This window comes from Streptomyces sp. DG1A-41, assembly GCF_037055355.1.
In the GTDB taxonomy this organism is placed as follows: Bacteria; Actinomycetota; Actinomycetes; order Streptomycetales; family Streptomycetaceae; genus Streptomyces.
Window position 1 is genome coordinate 2,278,134 of the sequence record NZ_CP146350.1, and the last position, 14,571, is coordinate 2,292,704.

Genomic DNA, 14,571 nt, shown 5'->3' on the forward strand with positions numbered 1-14,571 from the left:
CGCAGCTCGGCGGGACGGCGCCGCAGCGGCGGCCTGACGCACGTCACAGGTCCGCTTCAGTCGCGACCCGAAAGCAGCCGGGGCGACGGGGTGTCAGTCGCGGCTCGTACACTCGCCTGCGTGGACACGACCCTTCAGGACCCCTTGGTCGGGCAGGTGCTCGACGGCCGGTATCGCATCGACGCGAGGATCGCGGTCGGCGGGATGGCCACGGTCTACCGGGCCGTGGACACCCGGCTCGACCGGGTCCTCGCGCTCAAGGTGATGCACCCCTCGCTCGCGGTCGACGGCTCGTTCGTCGAGCGGTTCATCCGCGAGGCGAAGTCGGTGGCCCGGCTGGCCCACCCGAACGTGGTGCAGGTGTTCGACCAGGGCACCGACGGCAGTTACGTCTACCTCGCCATGGAGTACGTCGCGGGCTGCACCCTGCGGGACGTGCTGCGAGAGCGCGGGGCCCTTCAGCCGCGTGCCGCCCTGGACATCCTGGAGCCGGTACTGGCCGCGCTGGGCGCCGCGCACCGCGCCGGGTTCGTGCACCGGGACATGAAGCCCGAGAACGTTTTGATAGGGGACGACGGCCGGGTCAAGGTCGCCGACTTCGGGCTCGTACGGGCCGTGGACACGGTGACGAACACCACCGGCACCGTGCTCGGCACGGTCTCGTACCTCGCCCCCGAGCAGATAGAGAACGGCACCGCCGACCCCCGAGTCGACGTGTACGCGTGCGGCGTGATGCTGTACGAGATGCTGACCGGCGACAAGCCGCACGACGGGGACTCCCCGGCCGTGATCCTCTACAAGCATCTGCACGAGGACGTCCCGCCGCCCTCGGCCGCCGTGCCCGGTCTGGCGTACGAGCTGGACGAGATGGTGGCCTCGGCGACCGCCCGCACCCCGGACATCCGCCCGCACGACGCGGTGGCGCTGCTCGCACAGGTCCGTGGCGGGCGCGGCCGGCTGACCTTGGAGCAGCTGGACGCGGTCCCGCCGCAGGCCCTCGCCGCGGACCACGACAACGCCGACGACCGGACGAGCGTGATCCCGCGCGCGCTGGCCACGCCGCGACCGCTGCCCGTCAACGAGGACGAGGAGGGCTCCGCGGCCGCGCTCAACCGCACCAGCCGCTTCGAGTCCCCGCCACCCCCGCCGTCCCGGCGCCGCTCGGGGCCCCGGCGCGGCCCGACGGCGATCGTCGTCGCCGTCCTGCTCGTGCTCGGCCTCGGCACCGGCATCTGGTACATCAACTCGGGACAGTTCACCGAGGTCCCCCCGCTGCTGGCGAAGACCCAGGCGCAGGCCGAGGACCGGCTGGCGGACGCCGGGCTGGAGCTCGGCAAGGTCGAGCACGCCTACAGCGACACCGTGGAGCGCGGCCGGGTCATCAGCAGCGACCCCAAGGCCGGGACCCGGATCCGCGGCAACGACTCGGTGAGCATCACCGTCTCCGACGGCCCCCAGAACGTGCGGGTGCCCGCCCTGGAGGGCCAGCGGCTGGACAAGGCGCGGTCCCTGTTGAAGCAGGACGGGCTGGAGCCGGGCATGGTCACCCGGGAGTTCAGCGAGGACGTGCCCAGGGGCTCGGTGATCTCCGCACGACCGGCCGACGGCACGAAGGTGCGCGCGGGTACGGCCGTCGCGCTCGTCGTCAGCAAGGGCAGCCCCATCGACATCCCCGACGTCACCGGTGACGACCTGGCCGACGCCAGGGCCGAGCTTCAGGACGCCGGTCTCAAGGTGGAAATCGCCGCGGAGCGGGTCACCTCCTCCGAGTTCGACGAGGGCCAGGTCGCCGAGCAGAGCCCGGGCCCCGGCGGCCGGGCGGCCGAGGGTGACACGGTGACGCTGACGGTGTCCAAGGGTCCGGAGATGATCGAGGTCCCGGACGTGGTCGGCGACAGCGTCGACGACGCCACGCGGGAGCTGAAGAGCGCCGGATTCCAGGTCGACGAGGACCGAGGACTGCTCGGCCTGTTCGGCGACACGGTGAAGGGCCAGTCCGTGAAGGGCGGGGAGACCGCGCCCAAGGGCTCGACGATCACCATCAAGATCAGGTGACGGGCGCGGGCGGGGAGCCCCTGGACGGGGCAGGGCCGGGCGCATGACACCCTGAACGGGTGAACAATCAGTTGTCCGGCCCCTCCCGCAACCCCGTGGGCGGCCACGTCCCCGTGGCCGGTGGGCTCCACTCCGCCGGTCTGTCCTACGCCCGTGAGCTGAAGGCGGAGACCGTCCAGGTCTTCGTCGCCAACCCGCGCGGCTGGGCCACTCCGGCCGGGAATCCGAAGCAGGACGAGGCGTTCCGCGCCGCGTGCGAGGCCGAGTCGATCCCGGCCTATGTCCACGCCCCCTACCTGATCAACTTCGGCTCGCACACCGAGGCGACCGTGGAGCGGTCGGTGGAGTCCCTGCGGCACTCGCTGCGCCGCGGGCGGGAGATCGGGGCGCTGGGCGTGGTCGTGCACACCGGCAGCGCGACCGGCGGCCGGGAGCGGTCGGTGGCGCTGAAGCAGGTACGGGAGCATCTGCTGCCGCTGCTCGACGAGCTGACCCACGACGACGACCCGTGCCTGCTGCTGGAGTCGACCGCCGGCCAGGGCGCCTCCCTGTGCTCACGGACATGGGACTTCGGCCCGTACTTCGAGGCGCTGGACGCCCATCCGATGCTGGGCGTGTGCCTGGACACCTGCCACATCTTCGCCGCCGGGCACGACCTGACCGGCCCCAGCGGCATGCACCGGACGCTGGACCTGCTGGTGGACACGGTCGGCGAGGGCCGGCTGAGACTGATCCACGCCAACGACTCCAAGGACGTGGTGGGCGCGCACAAGGACCGGCACGAGAACATCGGCGTGGGCCACATCGGCGAGGACCCGTTCCGGGCCCTGATGACGCACCCCGCGACCGAGGGCGTGCCGCTGATCATCGAAACGCCGGGCGGGAGGCAGGGGCACGCGGCGGACGTGGAGCGGCTGAAGAAGCTGCGCGACCGCTGAAGGCCGCAGAGGCGTCAGAGGTCGGGGCCGTCCCCGGGCTCCTCCTGGTACGAGTAGCGCTGCTCCCGCCAGGGGTCGCCGATGTTGTGGTAGCCGCGCTCCTCCCAGAAGCCGCGCCGGTCGGCGGTCATGTACTCCACGCCGCGCACCCACTTGGGGCCCTTCCAGGCGTACAGGTGGGGCACGATCAGGCGCAGCGGGAAGCCGTGCTCGGCGGTGAGCAGCTCGCCGTCCTTGTGGGTGGCGAACAGGGTGTGCTCGGAGGCGAAGTCGTACAGCCGGAGGTTGGAGCTGAATCCGTATTCCGCCCACACCATCACATGGGTGACGTCGTCCGCGGGCGGCGCGATGTCGAGAATCGTACGCGCGGGGATGCCGCCCCACTCGGCGCCCAGCATGCTGAACTTCGTGACGCAGTGCAGATCGGCCACGACGGTGGTGTAGGGCAGGGCCGTGAACTCCTCGTGGGTCCAGCAGTGCTTGCCGCCGTCCGCCGTGGCGCCGAAGACCCTGAACTCCCAGCGCTCGGGCCGGAACTTGGGGACGGGCCCGTAGTGCGTGACCGGCCAGCCGCGCTGTACCCGCTGTCCCGGCGGAAGCCCGGGCTGCGTCGCTCCTGCCGGATCGCGCCCTTCTCCCGATTCGTGTCCCACCGGCTGACCCATGACTCCATCCTGACAGACCCCGGGTGATGCCCCTGACCGGGGCCACCCCAAACAGGGCAATCAGGACTAAGCATGCCCTTACTTACTAAGTGAAGACTTACTGGACGATCTTCGTCGCCGGTGGAATCATGCGGCGCAACCTGCCAGTTCCCCCGCGTGGAAGGAGCCTCTGCGATGCAGGGCGACCCCGAGGTTCTCGAATTCCTGAACGAGCAGTTGACCGGCGAGCTGACGGCGATCAATCAGTACTGGCTGCACTACCGGATCCAGGACAACAAGGGCTGGACCAAGCTCGCCAAGTACACGCGTGAAGAATCCATCGACGAGATGAAGCACGCGGACAAGATCACCGAACGCATCCTCATGCTGGATGGCCTGCCCAACTACCAGCGGCTCTTCCACGTACGGGTCGGCCAGACGGTCACCGAGATGTTCCAGGCCGATCGCCAGGTCGAGGTCGAGGCGATCGACCGCCTCAAGCGCGGTATCGAGGTGATGCGCAGCAAGGGCGACATCACGTCGGCGAACCTCTTCGAGTCGATCCTCGAGGACGAGGAGCACCACATCGACTACCTGGACACGCAGCTGGAGCTCATCGACAAGCTCGGTGAGGCGCTGTACCTCGCGCAGCAGATCGAGCAGCCGAGTTAGGCGGCGTCTTCCAGCTCCGCGAGCACCGGCTGACCCCGGTCGGCCATCTCACGGCGAGGGCACGCACCCCTGCCCAGGATCGCCTGGATGCGGCGTACGCACGACCCGCAGTCCGTGCCCGCCTTGCAGGCGGAGGCTATCTGCCGAGGGGTGCAGGCGCCGCCGTCCGCGTGCTGCTTGACCTGCTGCTCGGTGATCCCGAAGCAACTGCACACGTACACGCGGTCCACCTCCCGACAGGTCGTTCCAAGGCGCCGTCCCCGTTGATCGGTGAGGCTAACCTAACCTTACCCGCCAGGTGCGCGGCACAAAAGTCGACTGGGGCGCGGATCGTATGTGATCCGCGCCCCAGTCGATGTCCAGGTAACAGGCGAAACCGTTACTGGTCCCTGTACATCTCGGCCACGAGGAACGCCAGGTCCAGCGACTGGCTGCGGTTGAGCCGGGGGTCGCAGGCCGTCTCGTAGCGCTGGTGCAGATCGTCGACGAAGATCTCGTCGCCGCCGCCCACGCACTCGGTGACGTCGTCGCCGGTCAGCTCCACGTGGATGCCGCCCGGGTGGGTGCCGAGTGCCTTGTGGACCTCGAAGAAGCCCTTGACCTCGTCGAGCACGTCGTCGAAGCGGCGGGTCTTGTGCCCGGAGGCCGCCTCGAAGGTGTTGCCGTGCATCGGGTCGGTCACCCAGGCGACGGTGGCGCCCGAGGCGGTGACCTTCTCGACCAGCTCCGGAAGCTTGTCGCGGACCTTGTCGGCACCCATGCGGACGATGAAGGTCAGCCGGCCCGGCTCCCGCTCCGGGTCGAGGCGCTCGATGTACTGCAACGCGTCCTCGGCCGTGGTCGTCGGACCCAGCTTGATGCCGATCGGGTTGCGGATCCGCGAGGCGAACTCGATGTGCGCGTGGTCCAGCTGCCGGGTGCGCTCGCCGATCCACACCATGTGCGCGGAGACGTCGTACAGCTGCCCGGTGCGCGAGTCGACCCGGGTCAGGGCGGACTCGTAGTCGAGCAGCAGCGCCTCGTGCGAGGAGTAGAACTCGACGGTCTTGAACTCCTCCGGGTCGGCCCCGCAGGCGTGCATGAAGTTCAGCGCGTTGTCGATCTCGCGCGCGAGCTGCTCGTAGCGCTGCCCGGACGGCGACGACTTCACGAAGTCCTGGTTCCAGGCGTGCACCTGGCGCAGGTCGGCGTAGCCGCCGGTGGTGAAGGCGCGCACCAGGTTCAGCGTGGAGGCCGAGGCGTGGTACATCCGCTTCAGCCGCTCGGGGTCCGGGACGCGGGCCTCTTCGGTGAAGTCGAAGCCGTTGACGGAGTCGCCCCGGTACGTCGGCAGCGTCACTCCGTCGCGGGTCTCGGTCGGCTTGGAGCGCGGCTTGGAGTACTGGCCCGCGATCCGGCCGACCTTCACCACGGGCACGGACGCGGCGTACGTCAGCACGGCGCCCATCTGGAGCAGCGTCTTGAGCTTGTTGCGAATCTGGTCGGCGGACACCGCGTCGAACGCCTCGGCGCAGTCGCCGCCCTGGAGGAGGAACGCCTCTCCCTTGGCGACGGCCGCCATCCGGGCGCGCAGCTGGTCGCACTCGCCCGCGAAGACGAGCGGCGGATACGACTCGAGGTCCGCGATAACTGCGCGCAGAGCCTCGGTGTCGGGGTACTCGGGCTGCTGCGCCGCGGGCAGGTCTCGCCAGGTGTTGCCAGCACTCGCGCTGGTCTTAGCGTTCACGGTCACGGCCTCAACATTACGGGGTCGTGTCGGGCGTCCTGACCCATGCCCAGCAATTGAGACACGGGGGGCACGACTCGGACGTGGGGTCTCGGACATGGGGTAGGGTGCCTGCCATGTTCGCGCACTCGATCCAGACCTGGTGGTGGACCGCTCATCCGGCGGCCCACTGACTGCGCGTACGACAGACTTCGCGAAGGCCGCCCGAGGGGCGGCCTTCGGTGTTTCCCGGGGTCGCTCCTCTCCACCGACATCCAGCCGGATCCTCGGAGAAGGAGCACGGACCCATGAATCTGCTCGGCTTGCTGGACGACCCCCGCCCGTTCGCCCTGCTGCGCCGCCGCACCCCGGGCCACGACCACGAGCTGGTCGAGGTCCTCATCGGCCCGGTCACCACGTACGACCGCCTCGCCGACCTCCCCGACGAGGGCCTGGCGCTCGTCCCCTTCCGGCAGATCCGCGAGCGCGGCTTCGACGTCCGCGACGACGGCACGCCGCTGTCGGTGCTGACGCCCGAGGAGTCGTACGGCGTCCCGCTCGCCGACGCCCTGGCGCAGCTCCCCGCGCACGACGTGCGCGTCGAGGGCGGCGGCTTCGACGTCGGTGACGAGGAGTACGCGGAGATCGTCGGACGCGTGCTGCGGGAGGAGATCGGGCGGGGCGAGGGCGCGAACTTCGTCATCCGGCGGACGTACGAGGGGGAGATCCCGGGGTTCGGCCGGGCCGACGCGTTGGCGCTGTTCCGGCGGCTGCTGGAGGGCGAGCGGGGCGCGTACTGGACGTTCGTCGTGCACACCGGCGACCGGACGCTGGTCGGGGCGAGCCCGGAGGTGCACGTCCGGATGTCCGGCGGGACGGTCGTCATGAACCCGATCAGCGGGACGTACCGCTATCCCGCCGAGGGGCCGACGCCCGAGCACCTGCTCGGCTTCCTCGCCGACGGCAAGGAGATCGAGGAGCTGTCGATGGTCGTCGACGAGGAGCTCAAGATGATGTGCACCGTGGGCGACATGGGCGGGGTCGTCGTCGGGCCCCGGCTGAAGGAGATGGCACACCTCGCGCACACCGAGTACGAGCTGCGCGGGAAGTCCTCACTGGACGTGCGGGAGGTCCTGAGGGAGACCATGTTCGCGGCGACCGTCACGGGCTCGCCGGTGCAGAACGCCTGCCGGGTGATCGAGCGGCACGAGGTCGGCGGGCGCGGGTACTACGCCGGTGCGCTGGCCCTCCTCGGGCGGTGCGCGGGCGGCGGGCGGGACGCATCCGTCGGGGCCCAGACCCTCGACTCCCCCATCCTCATCCGCACCGCCGACATCGACGCCGGCGGCCGGCTGCGGGTGCCCGTGGGCGCCACGCTCGTGCGCGGATCCGACCCGGCGGGCGAGGTCGCGGAGACGCACGCGAAGGCAGCGGGTGTGCTGGCGGCCCTGGGCGTCCGGCCGGGACGGCCGCGTGAGGAGTCCGTACGGCCGAAACTGGCCGACGACCCACGCGTGCGGGCCGCGCTCGACGGGCGCCGGGCCTCGCTCGCCCCGTTCTGGCTGCGGATGCAGGAGCCGTCCGAGGAACTCGCCGGACACGCCCTGGTCGTCGACGGCGAGGACACCTTCACGGCGATGCTCGCGCATGTGCTGCGGTCGGGCGGGCTGGAGGTGACCGTGCGGCGGTACGACGCGCCGGGGCTGCGGGAAGCGGTGCTCGCACACGAGGGCCCCCTCGTGCTCGGGCCCGGCCCGGGCGACCCGTCCGACCTCGCTGATCCCAAGATGCGCTTCCTGCGCGGCCTGACCGCCGAGGTGCTCCGGGGCAAACGGCACAGCGTGCTCGGCGTCTGCCTCGGGCACGAGCTGATCGCGGCCGAGCTGGGGCTGGAGATCGTACGGAAGGAAGTGCCGTACCAGGGGGCGCAGACGGAGATCGAGCTGTTCGGGCGGCGGGAGACCGTCGGCTTCTACAACAGTTTCGTGGCGCGCTGCGACGACGAGGCGCTTCAGGAACTGGCCGCGCACGGCGTGGAGGTCAGCCGCGCCTCGAACGGGGAGGTGCACGCGCTGCGCGGGCCCGGCTTCGCGGGCGTCCAGTTCCACCCGGAGTCGGTCCTGACGCTGAACGGCGCGCGGGTCGTGCGGGAGCTGGTGGGGCAGCTGCGCGGCACCAGCACGCCCTCGGTGTAGCGCGGTCGGGTCGGGGCCGAGCGGCCCCGACCCGACCGTCCGTCAGCCGAAGAACACCCCGACCTCCTCGTACAGCCTCGGGTCCACCGTCTTCAGGCGGGCCGTCGCGTCCGCGAGGGGGACGCGGACGATGTCCGTGCCGCGCAGGGCGACCATCGTGCCGAAGGCGCCGTCGCGGACGCAGTCGATGGCGTGCAGTCCGAAACGGGTGGCGAGCCAGCGGTCGAAGGCGCTGGGGGTACCACCGCGCTGGACATGGCCGAGGACCGTCGTGCGGGCCTCCTTGCCCGTGCGCTTCTCGATCTCCTTGGCGAGCCACTCGCCGACACCGGACAGGCGGACGTGCCCGAAGGAGTCCAGCGACTGGTCCTTGAGGACCATGTCGCCGTCCTTCGGCACGGCCCCCTCCGCGACGACCACGATCGGCGCGTACGACGCCCGGAAGCGGGACGTCACCCAGGCGCACACCTGCTCGATGTCGAAGCGCTGCTCGGGGATGAGGATGACGTTCGCGCCGCCGGCCAGGCCGGAGTGCAGGGCGATCCAGCCGGCGTGCCGGCCCATCACCTCGACGACCAGGACGCGCATGTGGGACTCGGCGGTGGTGTGCAGCCTGTCGATGGCCTCGGTCGCGATGCCGACCGCGGTGTCGAAGCCGAAGGTGTAGTCCGTGGCGGACAGGTCGTTGTCTATCGTCTTCGGGACGCCCACACAGGGCACTTGGTGCTCGTCGGACAGCCGGGCGGCCACGCCCAGGGTGTCCTCGCCGCCGATGGCGACGAGCGCCTCGACCTCGAGCCCGGCGAGGTTCTCCTTGATACGGCGGATGCCGTTCCGCTCCTTCAGCGGGTTGGTCCGCGAGGAGCCGAGGATGGTTCCGCCGCGGGGCAGGATGCCGCGCACGGCGGGGATGTCGAGACGGACGGTGTCGCCTTCCATGGGACCGCGCCAGCCGTCCCGGAAGCCGGTGAAGTCGTAGCCGTACTCCTGCACGCCCTTGCGGACGATGGCCCGGATGACGGCGTTGAGTCCGGGGCAGTCGCCGCCTCCGGTCAGTACTCCGACGCGCATGGAACAGTCCCTTCGCCGCTGGTGCCTGACGAAGGGTCAGTGTGACGGGCGTCTCACTCGTCGTCGAGGCCGCGCTCTATCGCGTACCTGACCAGTTCCACGCGGTTGTGCAGCTGGAGCTTGCCGAGGGTGTTCTGGACGTGGTTCTGCACCGTGCGGTGGGAGATGACCAGGCGTTCGGCGATCTGCTTGTAGCTCAGACCCTTGGCGACGAGGCGCAGCACCTCGGTCTCGCGGTCGGTGAGCCGGGGTGCCTTCGGTTCGTCGGTGTCCTGGGCGGGGGCGGGTTCGGAGGCCAGGCGGCGGTACTCGCCGAGGACCAGCCCGGCGAGGCCGGGGGTGAAGACGGGGTCGCCGACGGCGGTGCGGCGGACCGCGTCCTGGAGTTCCCCGGTGGAGGCCGACTTCAGCAGATAGCCGGTCGCGCCTGACTTCACCGCCTCCAGGACGTCGGCGTGCTCGCCACTCGCGGACAGCACCAGGACGCGCAGCGCCGGGTCGGCCGCGACGACCTCCTTGCAGACCTGGACGCCGGGCTTGCCGGGCAGGTTCAGGTCGAGCACGAGGACCTCGGGTGCGGCGGCCTTCGCGCGGCGCACGGCCTGGTCGCCGTCGCCCGCGGTGGCGACCACCTCGAAGCCCGACTCGGCCAGGTCCCGGGCGACCGCGTCACGCCACATGGGGTGGTCGTCGACCACCATGACCTTGATCGGGTCCCGCCGGTCCCGCGTGGTCTCCGTCATCGCCGCTCCGCCTTCCCCCGTACGTTCGTCACGTCCTTCGGCACTTTCAACTCGACCTCCGTGCCCTGGCCCGGCACCGAGATCAGCTCCGCGCTGCCGCCGAGGTCGCGCAGCCGGCCGCGGATCGACAGGGCGACGCCGAGCCGCCCCTCGCCCTCGGCCTGGGCGAGCCGCCCCTCCGGGATGCCGGGTCCGTCGTCCCGTACGGTGACGATCACCTCGTCCGGCTCGTCCTCGACGAGGATCCACGCGCGCGCCTGCTCCCCGGCGTGCTTGCGGACGTTGTCCAGCGCCGCCCCGACGGCCGCGGCCACCTCCCGGGCGGCGACCGGCGCCAGCGGCACGGGCGCGCCGGGCTCGGCGAGGCTGACCTTGGCGCCGGCGTACGGCGCGAGCAGGGCGCGCAGGTCGACGGGGCCGCTCTCCTCCGGCTGCTCCTCGACGGTCCGGACGACGGCTCCCTCGGCGGCGTCCTCCGAGACCCGGGAGACGGGCACCAGTCCGCCGGAGACCAGGGTGCGCAGCGCGACCTCCTGCTCCCCGGCCATCCGGCCCAGCTCGGCCGCCTCGCCGCCGATCACCGCGCCACGCCGCTGCACCATCGCCAGCACCTGGAGCACGCTGTCGTGGATGTCCCGGGCGAGGCGCTCCCGCTCTCGCGTGGCGGCCTCGATCTCCAGGGCGCGGGCGAGGGTGCGCTCGGAGGCTCGGGCGACCTCGACGACGTAGCCGATGGCGATGGAGGCGATGCAGACGAGGATGACGTTGTGGACGGTGTCGCGGGCCGGGCTGCCGCGCTCGATCAGGTTGGCGGCGGCCACGAGGCTGGAGGCGAGGGCCGCCCAGCGCCAGCCGCCCTTGATGGCGAAGGCGAGGACGGCACCGGCGGTCCATATCGACGGCAGGGTGGGGCCGCCCGCCTGGACCCGCTCGTGCGCGTCGGCGACGGGCGTGAGCAGGATGCCGGTGATGGCGACGGTGAGGTCGACGGCGAGGAACCGCTTGGTGCAGCGGGCGGCGCTCGCGACCCGGGGCAGTGTGGTCACGGTCCACACGGCCAGCACGGCGTAGTAGGCGACGGCGACCCAGGGGCGGGCGAACTCCTCGTAGGCGGTGGCGAACAGGCCGACCGCGTACAGCATCGTGAGCACCCGGTAGGCGGTCAGCGCACGCCACAGCGGCTGCTCGACCGACATCCTCATGACTCGCTCGCGCTTGGCCATCTCCCCCACCCCCGGACGCGCCCTCCGACTAGGGCTCGGTCCGCCTCTGCTCCGACTTTTCCCTCTCCGCCTTTTCCTTTTCCGCCTGTTCCTTCTCCGCCCGTGCGAGCGCGGCCTTCGCCGCCTTCTCGGCTTCCTTCTCCGCCTTCGCCGCCTCCGCGAGCTGCCGCTTCATGGCCGTCGCGTACATGTCGACGTACTCCTGGCCGGAGAGTTTCATGATCTCGTACATGACCTCGTCGGTCACCGCGCGCAGGACGAACCGGTCGTGCTCCATGCCCCGGTAGCGGCTGAAGTCCAGGGGCTTGCCGATCCGGATGCCGGGGCGCATCAACTTCGGCATGACCTTCCCGGGCGGCTGGATCTTCTCCGTGTCGATCATGGCGACGGGGATGACGGGCGCGCCGGTCGCGAGCGCCACGCGGGCGAGGCCGCCCGGCTTGCCGCGGTAGAGCCGCCCGTCGGGCGAGCGCGTCCCCTCCGGGTAGATGCCGAACAGCTCGCCGCGCTCCAGCACCTCGATGCCGCTCTTGATGGCGGCCTCACCCGCGCCGCGCGCACCGGAGCGGTCCACCGGCAGCTGGCCGACTCCCTTGAAGAACGCGGCCGTCAGCCTGCCCTTCACCCCGGGCGTGGTGAAGTACTCGGCCTTCGCGATGAACGTGACCTTGCGGTCCAGGACCGCGGGCAGGAAGAACGAGTCCGAGAAGGAGAGGTGGTTGCTCGCCAGGATCGCCGGGCCCTCGGCGGGAACGTTCTCCAGGCCTTCCACCCAGGGCCTGAAGGCGACCTTCAGCGGTCCCCCAACAGCGACCTTCATCGCGCCGTACAACAACCGAGTGCCTCCTGTATGTGTCGATCAGACCTTAACCCGGCGCGCTGTCAAAGGCGCCGACGGCCCTGGTCGGTGTCAGTGCCGTCGCGTACGGTGAAGGTCCCGCGAACGCCGTGCGATCCCTGCCATGACGTTCCGTGACCATCCGTGATCGTGTCAGTCCCTTCTCACGACCAGGAGGCCGAAGGTGCCGGTCCTTGCCGGAGCCGAGCCGTTTCGCCACGAGGGCGGGGAGATCGCCGTGCTCCTCTGCCACGGCTTCACCGGTTCACCGCAGTCGCTGCGCCCCTGGGCGGAGCATCTCGCCGCACACGGCCTGACCGTCTCGCTGCCGCTGCTGCCCGGGCACGGCACGCGCTGGGAGGACCTGCGGATCACCGGCTGGCAGGACTGGTACGCGGAGGTGGACCGCGAGCTGCGCCTGCTGTGCGAGCGCCACCGGCAGGTGTTCGTGGCCGGTCTGTCCATGGGCGGCGCCCTGGCCCTGCGGCTGGCCGCGCGGCACGGCGACGCCGTCAGCGGTGTGGTGGTCGTCAACCCGGCGAACAAGGTGCACGGCCTGGCCGCGCACGCCCTCCCGGTGATCCGCCACGTCGTCCCCGCGACAAAGGGCATCGCCAGCGACATCGCCAAGCCGGACAGCAGGGAGCTGGGCTACGACCGGGTGCCGCTGCACGCCGCGCACTCCCTGCGCCAGTTCTTCCGGGTCGCCGACCGCGAGCTGCCGCAGGTCACCCAGCCGGTGCTGCTGCTGCGCAGCCCGCGGGACCATGTGGTGCCGCCCGCCGACTCGGCCCGTATCCTCAGCCGCATCTCGTCGACCGACGTGAAAGAGGTACTCCTGGAACAGAGCTACCACGTCGCCACGTTGGACCATGACGCGGACCGGATCTTCGAGGAGAGCACCGCGTTCATCGGCCGGCTCGCGTCCGGCCTCGGCAAGGAGCCCGGTCTCGGCAAGGAAGGGACGACCGCAGGTGGCTGAGCACGACTCCGACCGCGAGGGCCGCGAGCCGGATGAGAAGGGCGTCCCGTTCGACGAGGAGGCGGCCTGGGCGGCGATCGTCGCCGGGTACGGCGAGGAACCGCCGGACCCGCCGGGCGCCAAGCCGTTCAAGTCGGTCGAGGACCTGGCGCTGCTGGAGTCTCCGACCAACGACGACCGGGTGGGCACGGCCGGGGCGTCCGGGGACACGGTGAAGCCTGCCGACCCTGAGAAGCCGGAGAGGTCGGAGGCCGAGGATTCCGGGTCCGGGGACAAGCCGGCCAAGCCTCTGGGCGGCTCCGTCTCCTTCGCGCCCGGCGTCGGCCCACGCGACTACTCCGCGCCCGAGCCCTCCGACGACGACTTCGACGAGGACGACGAGGGGCATTTCGTGCCGCCGGAGCCGCCCCCGCTGCCGTCCGCCGACGCCACGGCCAAGTTCGCCTGGCTCGGCGTGCTCGGCGGGCCGGTGCTGCTGCTGCTGGCCGTGCTGCTCGGCTGGGACATGACGTGGTGGCTGGCCACGCTGGGGATCGGCGGGTTCATCGGTGGGTTCGCGACGCTGGTGATGCGGATGCGGACGGATGACGAGGACGACGACGACCCGGGACGGGGTGCGGTCGTCTAGACGGCCGAATCTCAGGTAGACGGCCGAAATTCAGGCTGCTGGAATCTTGAGGGCGGCCAGGACCGGGAGGTGGTCCGTGGCCGCCCTCAGGTCTGCGTCGGTCACCCCGGGGTGGCCGGCCGGCACTCCGCAGCCCAGCACCTCGATGCCCTTGGTCGCGAAGATCGCGTCGATGCGCTGGTAGGGGTCGGCGGGTGTCCAGGTGTGCTCGCCGCCCCAGGGCGCGGTCGCATGGCAGTCCAGCAGGGCGTCGGCGAGGCGGCAAAAGGCGGGTCCCTCCGGGCGTTCGTTCAGGTCGCCGCCCGCGATCGCGTGCTCGACGCCCATCCCGGCGAGCCGGTCCAGAAGCAGACCGGCCTGGTCGTAGCGCTCGTCCTTCTGGAGCGACAGGTGACAGCTGAGGACGCCGAGACGGGTGCCGGCGAACCGGACGACGGCGGTGGCGAAGCCGCGGCGGTGCAGGCCGGGGGTGAGGGGCAGGAGGACGTCCTCCGTACGTTCGATACTCGCCCGGAGCGAGCAGAGAATCGCCGGCCCTGCGGCTGTGGCGCCGCCGGTGAGGATGACGAGGTCCGCTGCGCGGGCCAGGCGGGCGAGTTTCTTGCGCCAGCGGAAGAAGCGGGGGGCTTCCTGGAGCAGGACCAGGTCGGGGCGCAGGCGCGGATGACACGGGCCAGGGCGTTTGTGTCGTCGCGCATCGAGCGGATGTTGTAGCTGAGGACCCTGATGACCGCGGAACCATCGGGCTCTGTACGGGAGTTGGGGAGCAGCGACATGTGATCAATTTACGCCCAAGAGCTCGGGGCGCGGGGTTTGTGCGCGAGCACCGGTCGTATGTGGCTGATCGCGCCCGCGCGGCGGAGCCGCACATTGATAC

The 14,571-nt window shown here is 71.0% G+C and carries 13 protein-coding genes and 1 pseudogene; 6 read left to right on the forward strand and 8 right to left on the reverse strand.

The annotated features are described in order from the left end of the window. Positions 1 to 120: 120 nt before the first annotated feature. Entirely contained in the window at positions 121 to 2,055 is a 1,935-nt protein-coding gene (gene pknB / locus V8690_RS10695; RefSeq protein ID WP_338777718.1) for a Stk1 family PASTA domain-containing Ser/Thr kinase, read from the forward strand. 59 nt (positions 2,056 to 2,114) lie between these two features. Then, positions 2,115 to 2,993, forward strand: a complete 879-nt coding sequence (locus V8690_RS10700) for a deoxyribonuclease IV (protein WP_338777720.1) — start codon at positions 2,115 to 2,117, stop codon at positions 2,991 to 2,993. Between the two features lie 14 nt (positions 2,994 to 3,007). On the opposite strand, the gene V8690_RS10705 is transcribed toward V8690_RS10700, so the two are convergent. Continuing rightward, complete coding sequence (locus tag V8690_RS10705; protein ID WP_338777722.1) at positions 3,008 to 3,658, reverse strand: sulfite oxidase-like oxidoreductase; 651 nt, start codon at positions 3,656 to 3,658, stop codon at positions 3,008 to 3,010. A gap of 174 nt (positions 3,659 to 3,832) precedes the next feature. Between V8690_RS10705 and bfr the strand changes: the two genes are divergently transcribed. Continuing rightward, the gene (gene bfr / locus V8690_RS10710; protein ID WP_086855270.1) at positions 3,833 to 4,309 is read left to right on the forward strand and encodes a bacterioferritin; all 477 of its coding nucleotides are present in this window, start codon (positions 3,833 to 3,835) and stop codon (positions 4,307 to 4,309) included. Here the strand turns inward: bfr and V8690_RS10715 are convergent. Beyond that, positions 4,306 to 4,539: a (2Fe-2S)-binding protein gene (locus tag V8690_RS10715; protein ID WP_020272981.1), complete on the reverse strand. Its 234-nt coding sequence runs from the start codon at positions 4,537 to 4,539 to the stop codon at positions 4,306 to 4,308. The genes bfr and V8690_RS10715 overlap by 4 nt on opposite strands. 149 nt (positions 4,540 to 4,688) lie before the next feature. Continuing rightward, the gene (locus V8690_RS10720; RefSeq protein WP_338777732.1) at positions 4,689 to 6,041 is read right to left on the reverse strand and encodes a 3-deoxy-7-phosphoheptulonate synthase class II; all 1,353 of its coding nucleotides are present in this window, start codon (positions 6,039 to 6,041) and stop codon (positions 4,689 to 4,691) included. 281 nt (positions 6,042 to 6,322) lie between these two features. Here V8690_RS10720 and V8690_RS10725 point away from each other — a divergent pair, with 281 nt between their 5' ends. Next, positions 6,323 to 8,209 carry an anthranilate synthase family protein gene (locus V8690_RS10725; RefSeq protein WP_338777734.1) on the forward strand — a complete coding sequence of 629 codons (1,887 nt, stop codon included), beginning with the start codon at positions 6,323 to 6,325 and terminating at the stop codon, positions 8,207 to 8,209. A gap of 42 nt (positions 8,210 to 8,251) precedes the next feature. Here V8690_RS10725 and V8690_RS10730 read toward each other — a convergent pair whose 3' ends face one another. From V8690_RS10730 to V8690_RS10745, 4 genes are read right to left on the reverse strand one after another with little or no spacing between them, the layout of a single operon-like run. Beyond that, positions 8,252 to 9,280 carry a 6-phosphofructokinase gene (locus V8690_RS10730; protein WP_338777736.1) on the reverse strand — a complete coding sequence of 343 codons (1,029 nt, stop codon included), beginning with the start codon at positions 9,278 to 9,280 and terminating at the stop codon, positions 8,252 to 8,254. Between the two features lie 53 nt (positions 9,281 to 9,333). Beyond that, positions 9,334 to 10,023 carry a response regulator transcription factor gene (locus V8690_RS10735; protein WP_338777738.1) on the reverse strand — a complete coding sequence of 230 codons (690 nt, stop codon included), beginning with the start codon at positions 10,021 to 10,023 and terminating at the stop codon, positions 9,334 to 9,336. Next, complete coding sequence (locus tag V8690_RS10740) at positions 10,020 to 11,246, reverse strand: DUF5931 domain-containing protein (RefSeq protein ID WP_338777740.1); 1,227 nt, start codon at positions 11,244 to 11,246, stop codon at positions 10,020 to 10,022. The genes V8690_RS10735 and V8690_RS10740 overlap by 4 nt, the downstream gene beginning before the upstream one ends. A 28-nt stretch (positions 11,247 to 11,274) precedes the next feature. Further along, complete coding sequence (locus V8690_RS10745; RefSeq protein ID WP_338777744.1) at positions 11,275 to 12,066, reverse strand: lysophospholipid acyltransferase family protein; 792 nt, start codon at positions 12,064 to 12,066, stop codon at positions 11,275 to 11,277. A 202-nt stretch (positions 12,067 to 12,268) separates the two neighbouring features. On the opposite strand from V8690_RS10745, the gene V8690_RS10750 reads away from it, so the two are divergent. Further along, the gene (locus V8690_RS10750; protein WP_338777747.1) at positions 12,269 to 13,066 is read left to right on the forward strand and encodes an alpha/beta fold hydrolase; all 798 of its coding nucleotides are present in this window, start codon (positions 12,269 to 12,271) and stop codon (positions 13,064 to 13,066) included. Continuing rightward, positions 13,059 to 13,694 (forward strand): hypothetical protein, encoded by a 636-nt coding sequence (locus V8690_RS10755; RefSeq protein WP_338777749.1) that lies wholly within the window; start codon positions 13,059 to 13,061, stop codon positions 13,692 to 13,694. The genes V8690_RS10750 and V8690_RS10755 overlap by 8 nt, the downstream gene beginning before the upstream one ends. Before the next feature lie 30 nt (positions 13,695 to 13,724). On the opposite strand, the pseudogene V8690_RS10760 reads toward V8690_RS10755, so the two are convergent. Further along, positions 13,725 to 14,470 (reverse strand): annotated as a pseudogene (locus tag V8690_RS10760) (endonuclease/exonuclease/phosphatase family protein). Positions 14,471 to 14,571 lie beyond the last annotated feature (101 nt).

Bases quoted from the DNA above. Each gene is read 5' to 3' on its own strand.
- V8690_RS10705 (WP_338777722.1), bottom strand. From the start codon at position 3,658: ATGGGTCAGCCGGTGGGACACGAATCGGGAGAAGGGCGCGATCCGGCA.
- bfr (WP_086855270.1), top strand. From the start codon at position 3,833: ATGCAGGGCGACCCCGAGGTTCTCGAATTCCTGAACGAGCAGTTGACC.
- V8690_RS10725 (WP_338777734.1), top strand. From the start codon at position 6,323: ATGAATCTGCTCGGCTTGCTGGACGACCCCCGCCCGTTCGCCCTGCTG.
- V8690_RS10730 (WP_338777736.1), bottom strand. From the start codon at position 9,280: ATGCGCGTCGGAGTACTGACCGGAGGCGGCGACTGCCCCGGACTCAAC.
- V8690_RS10735 (WP_338777738.1), bottom strand. From the start codon at position 10,023: ATGACGGAGACCACGCGGGACCGGCGGGACCCGATCAAGGTCATGGTG.
- V8690_RS10740 (WP_338777740.1), bottom strand. From the start codon at position 11,246: ATGGCCAAGCGCGAGCGAGTCATGAGGATGTCGGTCGAGCAGCCGCTG.
- V8690_RS10745 (WP_338777744.1), bottom strand. From the start codon at position 12,066: ATGAAGGTCGCTGTTGGGGGACCGCTGAAGGTCGCCTTCAGGCCCTGG.